This is a genomic window from Bacillus sp. 1735sda2, assembly GCF_024159245.1.
Taxonomy (GTDB): domain Bacteria; phylum Bacillota; class Bacilli; order Bacillales; family Bacillaceae; genus Bacillus; species Bacillus pumilus_O.
Genome location: NZ_JAMYWZ010000001.1, coordinates 3,566,123 through 3,579,887, shown reverse-complemented (window position 1 = coordinate 3,579,887; position 13,765 = coordinate 3,566,123). Strand labels below are relative to the sequence as shown.

General features: G+C 40.9%; 16 protein-coding genes. 9 read left to right on the top strand and 7 right to left on the bottom strand.

All coding sequences use genetic code 11. From position 1 onward, the window contains the following. Positions 1 to 9: 9 nt before the first annotated feature. Together NKR21_RS18725 and NKR21_RS18720 are read right to left on the bottom strand one after the other, a co-directional pair. The gene (locus tag NKR21_RS18725; protein ID WP_078061638.1) at positions 10 to 687 is read right to left on the bottom strand and encodes an amino acid ABC transporter permease; all 678 of its coding nucleotides are present in this window, start codon (positions 685 to 687) and stop codon (positions 10 to 12) included. Between the two features lie 40 nt (positions 688 to 727). Next, complete coding sequence (locus NKR21_RS18720; protein ID WP_253602594.1) at positions 728 to 1,573, bottom strand: transporter substrate-binding domain-containing protein; 846 nt, start codon at positions 1,571 to 1,573, stop codon at positions 728 to 730. Positions 1,574 to 1,792: 219 nt separating this feature from the next. Here NKR21_RS18720 and NKR21_RS18715 point away from each other — a divergent pair, with 219 nt between their 5' ends. Further along, positions 1,793 to 3,181, top strand: coding sequence for an MFS transporter (locus NKR21_RS18715; protein WP_144455377.1), 1,389 nt, complete (start codon positions 1,793 to 1,795; stop codon positions 3,179 to 3,181). A 37-nt stretch (positions 3,182 to 3,218) separates the two neighbouring features. On the opposite strand, the gene NKR21_RS18710 is transcribed toward NKR21_RS18715, so the two are convergent. From NKR21_RS18710 to NKR21_RS18700, 3 genes are all read right to left on the bottom strand, one after another. After that, entirely contained in the window at positions 3,219 to 3,818 is a 600-nt protein-coding gene (locus tag NKR21_RS18710; protein WP_041816376.1) for an undecaprenyl-diphosphatase, read from the bottom strand. A gap of 104 nt (positions 3,819 to 3,922) precedes the next feature. After that, complete coding sequence (locus NKR21_RS18705; protein ID WP_144455379.1) at positions 3,923 to 5,110, bottom strand: MFS transporter; 1,188 nt, start codon at positions 5,108 to 5,110, stop codon at positions 3,923 to 3,925. Positions 5,111 to 5,123: 13 nt separating this feature from the next. Then, complete coding sequence (locus tag NKR21_RS18700) at positions 5,124 to 5,537, bottom strand: MarR family winged helix-turn-helix transcriptional regulator (RefSeq protein WP_144455381.1); 414 nt, start codon at positions 5,535 to 5,537, stop codon at positions 5,124 to 5,126. 338 nt (positions 5,538 to 5,875) lie between these two features. Here NKR21_RS18700 and spoIIID point away from each other — a divergent pair, with 338 nt between their 5' ends. The 4 genes from spoIIID to NKR21_RS18680 all read left to right on the top strand — a co-directional run bounded on the left by spoIIID (position 5,876) and on the right by NKR21_RS18680 (position 9,153). Next, positions 5,876 to 6,154, top strand: coding sequence for a sporulation transcriptional regulator SpoIIID (gene spoIIID / locus NKR21_RS18695; protein WP_008343327.1), 279 nt, complete (start codon positions 5,876 to 5,878; stop codon positions 6,152 to 6,154). Between the two features lie 184 nt (positions 6,155 to 6,338). Then, complete coding sequence (mbl, locus tag NKR21_RS18690; RefSeq protein ID WP_012011515.1) at positions 6,339 to 7,340, top strand: cell shape-determining protein Mbl; 1,002 nt, start codon at positions 6,339 to 6,341, stop codon at positions 7,338 to 7,340. 124 nt (positions 7,341 to 7,464) lie between these two features. Beyond that, positions 7,465 to 8,304 (top strand): flagellar hook-basal body protein, encoded by an 840-nt coding sequence (locus NKR21_RS18685; protein WP_012011514.1) that lies wholly within the window; start codon positions 7,465 to 7,467, stop codon positions 8,302 to 8,304. A gap of 30 nt (positions 8,305 to 8,334) precedes the next feature. Further along, complete coding sequence (locus NKR21_RS18680; protein WP_003215031.1) at positions 8,335 to 9,153, top strand: flagellar hook-basal body protein; 819 nt, start codon at positions 8,335 to 8,337, stop codon at positions 9,151 to 9,153. 14 nt (positions 9,154 to 9,167) lie between these two features. On the opposite strand, the gene NKR21_RS18675 is transcribed toward NKR21_RS18680, so the two are convergent. Next, positions 9,168 to 10,223, bottom strand: a complete 1,056-nt coding sequence (locus tag NKR21_RS18675) for a tetratricopeptide repeat protein (RefSeq protein ID WP_012011513.1) — start codon at positions 10,221 to 10,223, stop codon at positions 9,168 to 9,170. Between the two features lie 218 nt (positions 10,224 to 10,441). Between NKR21_RS18675 and fabZ the strand changes: the two genes are divergently transcribed. Both fabZ and mscL read left to right on the top strand, forming a co-directional pair. Continuing rightward, entirely contained in the window at positions 10,442 to 10,876 is a 435-nt protein-coding gene (gene fabZ, locus NKR21_RS18670) for a 3-hydroxyacyl-ACP dehydratase FabZ (RefSeq protein ID WP_012011512.1), read from the top strand. Positions 10,877 to 11,002: 126 nt separating this feature from the next. Further along, a complete protein-coding gene (gene mscL / locus NKR21_RS18665) occupies positions 11,003 to 11,398 on the top strand; it encodes a large conductance mechanosensitive channel protein MscL (RefSeq protein ID WP_003215139.1) in 396 nt (131 codons plus the stop codon). A gap of 189 nt (positions 11,399 to 11,587) precedes the next feature. On the opposite strand, the gene NKR21_RS18660 is transcribed toward mscL, so the two are convergent. After that, positions 11,588 to 11,998, bottom strand: coding sequence for a YwpF-like family protein (locus NKR21_RS18660; protein ID WP_003215215.1), 411 nt, complete (start codon positions 11,996 to 11,998; stop codon positions 11,588 to 11,590). 173 nt (positions 11,999 to 12,171) lie between these two features. Between NKR21_RS18660 and NKR21_RS18655 the strand changes: the two genes are divergently transcribed. Together NKR21_RS18655 and NKR21_RS18650 are read left to right on the top strand one after the other, a co-directional pair. Then, on the top strand, positions 12,172 to 12,471 hold the full coding sequence (locus NKR21_RS18655; RefSeq protein WP_253602551.1) for a hypothetical protein: 300 nt from the start codon (positions 12,172 to 12,174) through the stop codon (positions 12,469 to 12,471). A gap of 370 nt (positions 12,472 to 12,841) precedes the next feature. Continuing rightward, positions 12,842 to 13,702 (top strand): Cof-type HAD-IIB family hydrolase, encoded by an 861-nt coding sequence (locus NKR21_RS18650; protein ID WP_216885759.1) that lies wholly within the window; start codon positions 12,842 to 12,844, stop codon positions 13,700 to 13,702. Positions 13,703 to 13,765: the final 63 nt, after the last annotated feature.

The following is a 13,765-nucleotide window of genomic DNA, read 5'->3' as shown; positions in this document are numbered from 1 at the left end:
TTTCTCCTCCTAATGGTCACTGACTGATAGTTTTTTCTCAAAGGTTTGGACAGCAAATGTTAATAGCAGGACAAGGACTAAGTAATAGACGGCTACAACAAGTAAATAGGTCATATTGTCAAAGCTGTTTGAGCCTTGGGTCGTGGCGACGTTAAATAGTTCATTGACGCTAATAAAGGCGGCAAGTGATGAATCTTTTAAGCCAATAATGAACTGGTTGCCAAGAGGGGGGAGGGCGCGCCGCATCGCTTGCGGGAGAATGATGCGTCTCATTGTTAGGAAACGTCCCATGCCAAGAGAGCGTCCAGCCTCTTTTTGCCCCTGATCGATTGATTGGATGGCGCCTCTAAATATTTCTGCTATATATGCTCCATTATGAAAGGCGAGCGCAATGGAAGCGGCCCAGAAGTCGGGGATATTTAATTCTGTCAGTCCAAAATATAGGATAAAGATTTGAACAATCAGTGGTGTGCCGCGTACAAGGAAGATATAGGCGTTGGCGATATAACCGAAGACAGCCACGCGTGATATTTTCAATAAAGCAAAGAAAAGCCCGATGAACATGCCGATGAAGATGCTGATCACAGTGAGCTGTAAGGTGAGTAGCATTCCTTCTAAAAAAATACCTCTTGAATCAATCAGTGTCTGAAAAAAATGTGATAGGGTAGGCAAAACAATCATCTCCATTTGAAGAAAGTGCGCCTAAAAAAGGCGCACAATCGTGGTTTTAATTTTGTTTGACCGTGATGTCTTCATCAAAGTATTTCTCGCTAATTTGCTTTAATGTTCCGTCCTTTTTTAATGCGTCAATCGCGTCGTTGATCTCTTTTATGAGCTGTTCATTTTCTTTAGATACAGCGATTGCCTGCTCACTTTGTCCGAGTCTTTCCTGCGCTTCGATCTTTAATTTTTTCTTCATGGCTTCTGCACCTGTGGCAAAATCCGTCACGACTGCATCGTGTTTTCCGTTGGCTAGTGCTTCTAAAGCGACGACATCACTGTCGTAATATTTTGGTTCCTCCCCGCTATGCTCCTTTGCGATATCAGCGTAGGAAGAGCCTTTAGATACAGCGATTTCTTTGCCTTTTAAATCATCAGCATGCTCAATGTCTGCTCCAGGTCTTGTGAAAATTTGCGGACCAGAGTAGTAGTAGGGCTTAGAAAGAAGGACGTGTTTTTTTCGTTCCTCATTGATGGTATGACTTGCAACTGCCGCATCGAATTTTCCTGATTTCACACCTTCGACAATACCTGCGAATTTATATTTTTTCTGTATAGGCTCGAGGCCTAGTTTGTCACTAATCGCATTGCCTACATCGATATCAAAACCTGACATCTGATTTCCATCCATGTAACTGAACGGGTGAAATTCACCTGATGCTGCAAATATAAATTTTCCATCCTCCAAAATTGGCGACCCTTTCGCTGTAGAATTACGTTTATCTCCGTTCCCATTTGTTTCATTAGAACCACACGAAGACAGAAGTAATACTGCAACCGATAAAAGGGCTGGGACCCAAAACCGTCTTTTCTTAATAATAAGCTTCTCCTCCTTTTTAGCCGTTCTCCATATAAGGAGAAAGTAGGCTTTTCAATATGTATAGCATCTTACCATTTGTTCCTCATATTCTCAATTTTATATGTGTTTTTCCAACACTCGCCCTTTTTAAAATGTATGTCTTGCTTTTCCAAGAGAGAACTTGAATTCATCAGGGTAAAAAAGGGAAATGAATCTCATAATAACGGAAGGATTGGTAAAAAACATGTCAGGTCATAAAGAGGGGGTCGGTGTATGAAGAAGTGGAGAGACAACCGAAAAGTCTTTTTAACTGCAATTGCCTTTGGGACAATGTTAAATCCGTTGAATTCCTCAATGGTTTCTTTGGCCTTGCATCAAATTCAGCATGAATTCGGTTTGTCATTTACGACTGTATCTTGGCTGATTTCGTCTTTTTATTTAGCTAGTGCGGTGACGCAGCCGGTGAGCGGCCGAATTGGGGATCATGTGATGAGCCGGAGAACATTATTTTTATTCGGACTAGGTCTTGTAGCGGTCTCAGCTATCTGTGCGCCGTTTGCCCCGACGTTTGCGGTGCTGATTGTGATCCGGCTGTTGCAGGCAATTGGGAGCAGTGCCATTTATCCTTCTGGTGTCGGACTTATTCGGGATCATATCCAAGAAAAGCAGGCATCGGCGTTAGCTGTATTGTCCATTTTTGCTTCGGCGATGACGGCGCTTGGCCCGACACTTGGCGGCTTTTTGATGACGATCGGCGGCTGGCCAGCGATCTTTTTAGTGAATCTGCCTTTTATTTTGATTAGCTTCTTTCTTGGACTATCTTTGTTTCCGAAGGAACAAAAAAAGAGAAAGCTACGTATAGGTGAAACGGTACGAAAGCTCGATTTGCCAGGGATGCTTCTTTTTACCGTTTGTATTGTCCTTTTGCTTTCGTTTTTATTATCACTAGGTCATGGCATTCAATATGTACAGGGGGTTCTTTGTCTCTTGAGTGCAGGCGCTTTTATTTGGTGGGAGTATCAGGTGGATGAACCGTTTATTCAAATTCGGATGTTCAGACAGGAGCAGCGGCTGTCACTTGTGTATGTGCAATTTATCATTTTAAATATCTTTTTCTATTGTCTTTTCTTTGGTTTGCCGAGCTATTTGCAGGATGAATTAGGCTGGCGTGTGGAAATGACAGGTCTTTTTATGCTTTGCATGTCTGGGGTGAGCATCATTATCTCTCCGCTGACGGGAAAGTGGGTGGACCGAGGGGATGAACGTCATCCGGTATTAGCCAGTGCGGTATTGATGCTGGCTGGAGCGTCTGCGATGACCTTCTTTTTTATTCCGGCACCATTATGGGGAAAAGGGCTGGTTCTAGCTTTGCTTGGACTTAGTTATGGGATTGGAAATGTTGCGCTGCAAGCAGCGATGCTCGAGGCAAGTCCTCAGCATATGATTGGCACGTCCTCTGGGCTTTTTCAAACATGCCGCTACCTTGGTTCTATTCTTTCGTCTGCTGTTCTCGGTATGCTGTTTGGAGACGAAATTGCTGGTCCGCATTTTGAGCAGTTAGGCTGGACACTGATCATTATTTCCCTTACCGGCATCGGTGTCAGTCTTTATTTTTCGAACAAGGTCAAAGAAGGACGGTCAATAAAAAAAGCGGCGCGATAAGTGGAAGAAGAATCTTCATCACGTTATCGCAAGCCGCTTAAGAGTTAGACAGGTCAGAGCCCTGATCCTTTTGCTTCCTTCTGAATATTTTTCCTTCAATTGTCTCATAGAAAGTGACGATGCGATCAATTGGAGAGTCAAAGAACTTCCATAATTTATTCATGATAAACACGACCACAATCGATACGATCAAGCTGCCTAAAACATCTAATGGATAATGGTGACCGACCCAGATGCGGGAGAATCCTGTGAGTAATCCAAAGACGAGCAAGATGTTACCAAGCTTTTTATTACGAGATCGAATGGCAAGTGAAAGAGCCAGTGCACCTGTTGTATGGTCACTTGGGAAGGAAGCGTCTGCTGAGTGCGGAATGAGTGTATCGACTTTATGCGCCACAAACGGCCGCTCCTCATAATGAAACAGTGTAATGGCAAAATTGACGATAAGTGCCGCGATGCCTGTTACACCAGAAAAGAAGACATGCTTCTTAAATTTGTGATTACCTAAAAACCAGCAAATCAATAAAACAAGGGCATACACAAGAAGGGCCTTTTTCGTAATGAAAATCATGGCCTGATCTAAAAACTCAGAATGATGAGCCATCCCGTGTATCAATTTAAACAGTTCGTAATTCAAAACATCACCTATACCTTCGCTTAATGCCAACTATTTTTCAAATAATCGTCTATTTGAAACATCCTATATTTTAGCATGTTTCCGTTGAAGTTTAAAATAGAATCCTATTCTGATAGGGAGACCTTCTGTGCTTTTGCTTCTTGGGGCTTTCGTTCGCTCCAATAAAAAACAATCATACTGAGCAAGACAACAATACCTGCAATGAGATATACATTTGAAAAGTCGGTGAAGCTGACAAGAAGACCAAATACAAATGAACCAGCAGCAATCCCCGTATCATATAAAGTGAAGAAAGTAGCCGTCGCATAGCCTGTACGGTGAGCTGGTGAGTGCTGAATGGCAAGTGTTTGTAAACATGGTACTAGCGATCCATAGCCAAGTCCAATGACACCACCTGATAAAAGTAGCATTGTAGCTGAATGTGTAGCTGTCAGCATCCATAAACCAATGGCAAAAAGAGCGATCGAAGGATAGATCACAATGTGAGGTCCTACTCGATCAAAAAGTCTGCCTGTAAATGGACGTGATCCAAGCATTGCTGCCGCAAACACAATAAAGAAATAACTGCTTGCCCCCATCAAGTCAAGGGAATTGGCATAGACTGAAATAAATGAAATGATCGGCGAATAACAGAAGGAAATAATGATACCGACTGCTGCTGTTTTTAATGCACCTTTTTCAAACAAGTGAGAAAAAGTAAATCGGAAGACGACACTACCCCCATCTTCAAGCTCTGGCTGTCTGATTAGCATCGTAAAAGCGGCACCGATTGTAACGATAATGGAGAAAAGAAGGAATAAGGAATGGAATCCTACCTTTCCTACTTGATTCAACGCAATAAATGGACCGATAACCACAGCAAGGTTCATGGACATGACAAAGTAGCCGAGTCCTTCCCCGCGTTTATGTTTTGGAATCATATCTGCCGCAATGGCACTGGTTACTGTCGTCAAAATGCTAAAAAAGATGCCCTGCACGAAACGCAGCATGAGAAGTGTTTGGAATTGATCAATTGGGATGTATAAATAAGTGAGTAAGGCAAATGCCGTTGATGAGAAAATCGCCATCCGTTTTTTACCGAATCTCTCAATAATCGCTCCAGAAAACGGTCTTGTCACAATGGCGGACAATAAGAAGACTGTCACAAGAAGGCCACCCTGTGATTCTGTTCCATTGAGTTCATCCATTGTGTAAATAGGCAGCAAGGTCAAAAGGGCATAAAAAGAGGTGAACGTAAATAAATTCACCAGGACAATCATGATAAAGTCTCTCGTCCAAATGCGTTCGTTCATGATGTATCACTTCCTATTCAGTTGATAATTTGTGTAAAAGTGTATGGAGGAGTTGTTTTTCTTCGTGGGTGAAATCTGAAAGACATTCTTCTTCAAATTGTTCCATCGTACGTTTGATTTCTTCAAATCGGGCCTTAGCATCATCTGTCATCACGATCAGGTTTTCACGTTTGTCTTTTCCTTGTACCCGTTGCACCCAGCCATTTGCTTCTAGACGGGTTACGGTTCGGGTAATGGTTGGGGCTTCGACGTTCAAGTATGTCCAAATGTCTTTTTGGGTTTTAGGGCCGAATGTATCCAAACAAAAAAGTACAGTCCATTGGGACATGTACAAATCATAAGAAGCAAGCGCTTCGTTCGCCTTTTTAGACAGCAATCTGGCGCTTTGGTGTATTTGATGTAAACACTCTCTATTTAACGTATCCATATGCTCACCTTTATTAAATATTTAGCTAGGTAAATAAAATCACCTTTTCTATTTTACGTGCTCGACCCATTCTTGTAAAGTGAAAATTTTCGCCACTCGAAATGATTGCATTTTCTGATAAATCCCTTGTCCCTTCTTCATTTTTAGCATATTCCCTATGCAATGCTAATACACTGTTACAAACCTGACAAAGAGAGTGTTTGAGGTGAGGGATCGTGTTTGGCATTTGCTACCTAATGGATGAGAAATTAAGACGAACAAGCGCCGCTGAAAATGGATAATATTGATACGGATCTCATTTCACACTTCTCACATCCATTTTAGGGAGGTCGAGTGGTGTGCACGATTACATCAAAGAGCGAACAATCAAGATAGGTAAGTATATCGTGGAGACAAAGAAAACCGTTCGTGTAATTGCGAAAGAATTTGGAGTCTCTAAAAGTACTGTACACAAGGATCTAACAGAAAGACTGCCAGAAATTAATCCAGATCTGGCTAATGAAGTGAAGGAGATACTGGATTATCATAAATCAATCCGCCACTTGCGAGGAGGAGAAGCCACTAAATTAAAGTATAAAAAAGAAGAAATTTTAGAAGGCGAGCCTGTGAAACAGTAAGCTTAGTTCTTTGTTCTTAAACATGATATATATATCTTCCTCATATCGGTAGTTTCTAACCACAAATTTTGTAAAGACTTTTGTAAAGAAATATCTTTTTTTCTGCAAATTATGATAGAATATATAATTAGGGCAGAATGTGGTATTTGCTATGGAAACAGATTTTCAAGGAGGATATATATAGATGTTTGCTAGGGATATTGGAATTGATCTTGGTACAGCCAATGTACTGATTCATGTCAAAGGAAAAGGAATTGTGTTAAATGAACCATCTGTGGTAGCTCTTGACAAAAACAGCGGGAAAGTTTTGGCTGTTGGAGAAGAGGCGAGACGTATGGTTGGACGTACGCCTGGGAATATTGTTGCGATTCGTCCATTAAAAGATGGCGTAATTGCTGATTTTGAAGTAACTGAAGCGATGCTCAAGCATTTTATTAACTCATTAAATGTGAAAGGGCTATTCTCTAAACCGCGTATGCTCATCTGCTGCCCGACAAACATTACATCTGTTGAGCAGAAGGCGATCAAAGAAGCTGCTGAAAAAAGCGGCGGAAAGCATGTATTTCTTGAAGAAGAGCCAAAAGTAGCAGCTATTGGTGCTGGTATGGATATTTTTCAGCCAAGTGGAAACATGGTCGTAGATATTGGAGGCGGAACGACAGATATCGCTGTCATCTCAATGGGTGACATTGTAACCGCCTCTTCTATTAAAATGGCTGGAGACAAATTTGATCTGGAAATTCTCAATTACATTAAAAAAGAGTACAAGCTGTTGATCGGTGAACGCACGGCTGAGGATATTAAGATCCAAGTTGCAACGGTATTCCCAGACGCACGTCACGAAGAGATTTCAATTCGTGGACGAGACATGGTGACAGGATTACCAAGAACGATTACCGTCACAAGCAAAGAGGTAGAAGAAGCATTGCGTGAATCTGTATCTGCGATTGTTCAGGCTGCGAAACAAGTTCTTGAGAGAACACCGCCTGAATTATCAGCTGATATTATTGATCGCGGCGTCATTATTACAGGTGGCGGAGCTCTTCTTAACGGGCTTGATCAATTGCTTGCAGAAGAGCTGAAAGTACCTGTTTTCGTGGCTGAGAATCCGATGGATTGTGTAGCTGTTGGTACTGGCGTGATGCTTGATAATATGGACAAGCTGCCAAAGCGTAAACTCAGCTAATGATGTCCCTCATTCTTTTTCGAAAGAATGGGGGATTTTTATTAAAGAACCCTGCAAATATGCCGATATATTTCATAGAAGATTGTGTTTAGGTCATGTGAAAGAATTTTAATGAGGTGAGCACGTGTTAAAAGGACTATACACCGCAACATCTGCCATGATCGCTCAAGAGCGGCGGACAGAAATGCTTTCAAATAATATTGCAAATGCGAATACACCAGGATATAAAGCGGATGAGGGGACGATGCGGGCATTTCCAGAAATGCTGTTAAGCCGAATGGAATCAGGACGTTTCCAAACTTCCTCAGGCAAAGGTTTTAGTGTTCCGCAGCAAACGCCAATTGGCGGCATTAATACGGGGACATATATGCAGGAACTGATCCCTCAATTTACACAAGGAACGTTAAAAACAACAGATCAAACAACGGATGTCGCACTAGTCGAAAATAATGTGCCGATCAACCCAGAGACTAATCAGAAATCAGCGCTCTTTTATGCGGTCAATACACCAGAAGGCGTTCGTTATACGAAAAGCAGCTCGATTACATTGAACGCACAAAATCAGTTGACTATCAATGGGCGTGCTCTTCTTTCTGTGACAGGTGAGCCAATCACGGTTCAGAGTGAGAATTTCAAAGTGAACGCAGATGGAACTGTGAGTGAAAATGGACAAAACCTCGGGCAAATTGATGTACGTGTTGCGATGGATACAAGGAACTTGGCGAGAGAAGGAAATGATTTATACCGTACAGCTGATAACCAGCCCCTGCCAAGTGCAGTTAATAACGGTCAAATGTCCTATACGTTAAGTCAAGGTGTATCGGAGCTGTCGAACGTGGATGTGACGAAATCATATACAGAAATGACAACCGCCTATCGAGCATTTGAAACAAACCAAAAAGTGGTTCAGGCGTATGATAAAAGCTTGGAAAAAGCAGTGAATGAAATCGGCAGAGTGTACTAATCAAGAAATGACAAAGAAAGGAGGATTCTTATGCTTAGAACGATGATCAATGCAGCTGTGTCAATGAACGAAGTACAAAAGCAGCTTGATATTATCAGTAATAATATCGCGAACAGTGAAACAACAGGGTACCGTGCGAAAAATACCCGTTTCTCAGAGCTGATCAGACAACAGTTCAACCAAGTGGATGAAAAAAATGCGCAGGTGGCAAACAGTCGTCTGACACCTGATGGGTTAAGGCTTGGGACGGGTACGATGGTCAATGCGTCCATTAACTCATTGCAAGGCTCGATTAAAGAAACAGGCCGTGATCTTGATGTTGCTTTTGGAGCGCCATCTCAGTATATGCAGGTCAATGTCGGCGGTAATATTCGTTATACAAGAGACGGTTCTCTTTACTTACAGCCAGGCAATAATCGTAATCAAGTGCAGCTTGTCACTAGCGAAGGGCATCCGATCCTTGATGAAAATGGAAATGAAATCGTCTTAAATGCGAATTTCCGTGATATTTCAATTGATAAAAATGGTCGTCTGACAGCCATTTCAAGAGATAATCAACCGAATCAGCAAGTGAATCTAGGCGTTGTACAAGTCAATAATTCTTCAGCACTTGTCTCTGAAGGAGATAATTTATTCTCAGTTGACGGTACTTATCAAGGCGCATTAACGGCACTAAATGGAGCAAACCGCCAAGCGATTCAGCTTCAGCAAGGTGCACTTGAAACGTCGAATGTGGATATGTCTAAAGAATTAACAGATCTCATGACAACACAGCGCTCCTATCAGATGAACTCAAGAACGATTACGATGGGTGATCAGATGCTTGGATTAGTGAATACAATTCGATAACGAACAGGCTGACATCAGCCTCTCATGATAAAAAAGGCGGCTCGCTCAAAGTCGCCCTTTTTTTTGTAAAAATCTGAGACATCGGCAAGCAAATCCTCAAGATCAATCCACGCTTCTTTTCGTTCAAGGCATGTAACAAGCCTTGCGATCTGCTCATCTGCCTTTGACGTTTGGCTGTAGAGAAGAAATAAGATTTGAAACTTGATTCTTAATATATCAAATTGAGAAGCAACGGCCTCTTTTAATCCTTTTTGAATATACTTCATTCCTTCATCGGTTAAATTTTCTTTATAACAGGAACGCACAGTTTCATAGAGGCACGATACATAGGAGTGTACGGACTTCCGGTATGCTGGGAGACGAAGTGCTTTTTTAAAGTATTCCAGCGCTTTCGTGTGTCGATTTTGTCTCGACTGAATAAAACCAGCATCATAATAAACGATACCGAGCAGTTCTTGATCATCAATCATTTTCACGTAGTCGATGATCTCGATAAAAAGAGCTTCGGCTTCTTCATATTTTTTTTGATCGCTATAATTAAGGCCGAGCACAATTTTACAACGATAGAGGCTATGGTCATCCCCGTGCTTTGCAAAGATATCCATCGCTTTTTGAATATGACGAATCGATAGCAGCGAATAGCGATTGTTATAATAAACACCACTTGTACGGAAATGGAACTCTGCTTCCTCCAGCTCATCGTTAAGGAATGACAGTCGTTCTTCTGCCTTTTCGAGATAGTAGATTGCATCATTTTGATCGCTGTTTAAAGCTTCGTAAAGTCCGAGAAAGAAGTAAAAGTAATAGGCTAGTTCTTCGTTCATATCCTCTTTGTGCTGCATCAATTCATGTTTCATTTTTTCTAAGTCTTCTGTTTGATTCATCCACAGCTGATGGCGAAAAAGCATCAGCTGATAATGTAAACAGAGTTCCTGTTTTTTTGATATTTTACGTTGATGTTTTAATAGAGTTGTTTTGATTTCTTCAGCCTTCGAAAAATGTCGATGCTTTAGCATTGTATACCACGAATGGAGAAGTTTTTTAATGGATTTATCACTTATAAAATTCATTTTTACCCTCTTATTCAATCAATGATGTAATATATATTACCATATTTGTGAAAAAACAATGAGTGTAGAGTGGATTATATTTGATGACAATAGGTAATAGTAGATTCTATTTTTTACCATATGTGCGGAAGAGACGTTGAAAAATACGAGCATTCATAATATACTTCTATAGGAATCAAATGAAGATCATCGATATAGAAAAAAGGAGAGATCAAGATATGCTTGATGCTCAGCAAATTCAAGACATTATTCCACACCGTTATCCATTCTTATTGGTCGACCGTATTTTAGAGGTTGAGGGAGAGAAGAGAGCGGTTGGGATTAAAAATGTCACAGTGAACGAAGAATTTTTTAATGGTCATTTCCCAGGATACCCAGTCATGCCGGGTGTGCTTATTGTAGAAGCACTTGCGCAGGTGTTTGGGGTCATTATGTTAGGAAAAGAAGAAAACAAAGGGAAAATTGGTTTATTTGCAGGAATTGACGGCTGCCGTTTCAAAAGACAAGTGAAGCCTGGCGATCAGCTTCGTTTAGAGGTAGAAGTGACGCGTCTTAGAGGTCCAGTCGCAAAAGGAAAAGCAGTAGCCACAGTAGATGGCGAAGTGGCATGCGAAGCAGAACTCACATTTTCTATCGGTCCTAAAGTATCATGATTTGCCTGGCGGTTCATCAAGGATGAATCGCTTTTTATATGGAAACAACTAGTCTGAACGGATCAGGACTTGCAATTTTGACAAAAAAACGTCATATTAGACAAAAAAAGATGAAGGTGATAAAAGATGCTGAAAGAATTTAGAGAATTTGCAGTCAAGGGAAATGTCATTGACTTGGCTGTAGGTGTCATCATTGGGGGAGCATTTGGCAAAATTGTCACTTCTCTTGTGAATGATTTGATCATGCCGCTCGTTGGTATTATTATTGGCGGACATGATTTTAGCGGTCTATCTATTAAGATCGGATCTGCTCAAATTTTATATGGAAGCTTCATACAAACAGTGATTGATTTCTTGATTATTTCTTTTTCCATTTTTATCTTTATTCGTTATTTGAATAAATTAAAACGGAAAAAGGTAGAGGAAGAAGAGGTTGTAGAAACGCCGGATCAAACGGAAGTTTTACTAACAGAAATTAGAGATCTTTTGAAACATCAAAGCCAATCGAAAGATGTTCAATAGAAAAAGAGCGCTAATCCCGCTCTCAGCGTGTAGGCAAACTCTCGCATTCGTTGTCAGGTCTGTGCTCCGGTGCTCGCCCTTCCTAGACTGCAAAGGTTTTCTATCACGCTGAAAGGAAGACAAAGGGCTAAAATAAGATTCATTTTAGCCCTTCGTCAACTATCTAAGAGCGGCTAATCCCGCTCTTTTTTATGTGTTTTGTTTAAATGCATCTAGTAGTTTTTCTCCGGAAAGCCCCTCTTTGACGAGGTCTTTAAGTACTTCTTCGGTTTCTGTTCTGTAGCGATTTGTAATCATCTTACCATCGAGCAGCACAGAAATGTTTTCTTCTAAAGCAACAATGTTTTTGACTTGGACAGATAGATGAACAGGGCGGTTGTTTTCTTTCGTGATCGTTACTAGAATCTTCACTTCAGTGTGCTGCTGAAAGAGCACCTCAAACACCTGTCTATGTTTCTTTGGGATGAGTGCCTCGATCATCCAGTGATTTTCTCCATCTTCTTTATTAATGATTAAACCGTCACGAAGGGGAATGCTGGACATTTTATCTTGCTTTGGATCAAGTTCGATTTTTAAATCAATCAGCCTAAAGGTTTTCATATTTTTCACCTCACAAGCGTTCATTATTCGTAAGTATTATTATAGCATACAACATCTGTATAAATGAAACCGCTGCCTGCTTAGAACGAGCTGTATTTGAGTGAAAGGAGATGTTTTATGGAGTCTTATCAATTGCGAAACATACATATTGGCGATGAGTCGGCAAAGAGTAAATGCGCATTTATTCGTGGGGAGACATTCTGACATTTTGTGATGTGTACATGGAAGAAGGCGAGTCACTCACGTTTCAATACGTCACCGAAGATCAAATGGACTATTTTGAATTTCAATTGTCGATTCATGACGGGCAGCTTTGTTTTTATTGGTTTGCGTGGGATGGATCTGATTATATTCACATGCCTTCAAGTAATTGGATTCATTCAGATGTTTTTTATCAATTTATGAAAAATAAGTTTTTCATTAAACAAAACAAGATGATGTTTTATACTCAAGCGGTAAAAAGCAGAAATTAAAGAGGAAATAGACAATTTGAAGGGGCATTTTTTCATTTTCATGTTTTGTCACATACAATCTTTCTCGGTAGACTAAGGGCAGTTAAAAGGAAAGGAGGTACGGTCTGAAACAAAAGGTAACGTCTAGCATCTGATAGCCCCCCTCTAGCTAAAGCTGATAGACGCTGCCTTGTGCATAAGAACACTGCGTAATAGAACCATCGTTTCTTTGTATAGGTCATGTGTCCCCTTAAATCCCCTTGTGTGTATCCGGTCATGTAGCATGGCCGGGTACCCTTTTATTCCATAAAAACCGATCACCTCTTGATGATGGATTTTATCAGCGGTATGATAGCCAAAATGGAGACAAAAGGAGAGAAAGATGACAAACATTCAATTGATCGCAACGGATTTAGACGGAACGTTATTGAATAGTGAACACAAAGTGAGCCGGGAAAATGAGCAGGCATTAAAGGAAGCAGCGGCGAATAGAATGGAAGTTGTCGTTTCTACAGGAAGAGCGTATTTTGATGTGAGGTCTATTTTTGATGAGCTTGGGATGAATACATGGGTGATTAGTGCCAATGGAGCTGTGATTCATGATCCGACTGGGCAAGTATATCATTCAGCTGCTTTACAAGAAGAAAAGGCCAAACGCATATTATCATGGCTTGAAGAACGTGGTTATTACTATGAAGTTTTTACAAACGAAGCCATTTTCACACCGAATCGTGGTAGAGAGCTTCTGGCGATTGAAATGGACCGCTTAAAAAGTGCAAATCCAGAAACGGACCTGAGTGTTTTAAAACAAGCGGCAGAAGTTCAATACAGTCAGTCAGGCTTTTCTTATATTGATACATATAAAGAGTTGTTTCATGAGGATCGGAAGCTTTCATTCTACAACATCTTAGGTTTCTCTTTCTTTGAAGACAGATTGAAGGCAGGGTGGGATCAGTTTGGTGATGATGCAAGTGTCACAATGGTCAGTTCAGCCGATCATAACTTTGAAATTGGTGCAAAGGACGCTTCTAAAGGCCAAGCATTAACAAGGCTGGCAGAACGTCTTGGTATTCCTTTAAGCCAGACAGCGGCTGTAGGAGATAGTTTAAATGACGAATCGATGCTTCGAGCAGCTGGTGTTGGGGTTGCGATGGGCAATGCGAGACAGGATATAAAAGAAATCGCTGATCATGTCACGTTAACAAATGATGAACATGGTGTGGCGCATATGATTCGACACCTTTTGAAATAGATGCATCAGATGTCGTTGTATAAATCACATAGGATAAAGCGCATTCTACAAAAGAGGAATTCA

Bases quoted from the DNA above. Each gene is read 5' to 3' on its own strand.
- mscL (WP_003215139.1), top strand. From the start codon at position 11,003: ATGCTGAAAGAATTTAGAGAATTTGCAGTCAAGGGAAATGTCATTGAC.
- NKR21_RS18680 (WP_003215031.1), top strand. From the start codon at position 8,335: ATGCTTAGAACGATGATCAATGCAGCTGTGTCAATGAACGAAGTACAA.
- fabZ (WP_012011512.1), top strand. From the start codon at position 10,442: ATGCTTGATGCTCAGCAAATTCAAGACATTATTCCACACCGTTATCCA.
- NKR21_RS18660 (WP_003215215.1), bottom strand. From the start codon at position 11,998: ATGAAAACCTTTAGGCTGATTGATTTAAAAATCGAACTTGATCCAAAG.
- NKR21_RS18675 (WP_012011513.1), bottom strand. From the start codon at position 10,223: ATGAATTTTATAAGTGATAAATCCATTAAAAAACTTCTCCATTCGTGG.
- NKR21_RS18705 (WP_144455379.1), bottom strand. From the start codon at position 5,110: ATGAACGAACGCATTTGGACGAGAGACTTTATCATGATTGTCCTGGTG.
- NKR21_RS18700 (WP_144455381.1), bottom strand. From the start codon at position 5,537: ATGGATACGTTAAATAGAGAGTGTTTACATCAAATACACCAAAGCGCC.
- mbl (WP_012011515.1), top strand. From the start codon at position 6,339: ATGTTTGCTAGGGATATTGGAATTGATCTTGGTACAGCCAATGTACTG.
- NKR21_RS18715 (WP_144455377.1), top strand. From the start codon at position 1,793: ATGAAGAAGTGGAGAGACAACCGAAAAGTCTTTTTAACTGCAATTGCC.
- NKR21_RS18725 (WP_078061638.1), bottom strand. From the start codon at position 687: ATGGAGATGATTGTTTTGCCTACCCTATCACATTTTTTTCAGACACTG.
- NKR21_RS18655 (WP_253602551.1), top strand. From the start codon at position 12,172: ATGCGCATTTATTCGTGGGGAGACATTCTGACATTTTGTGATGTGTAC.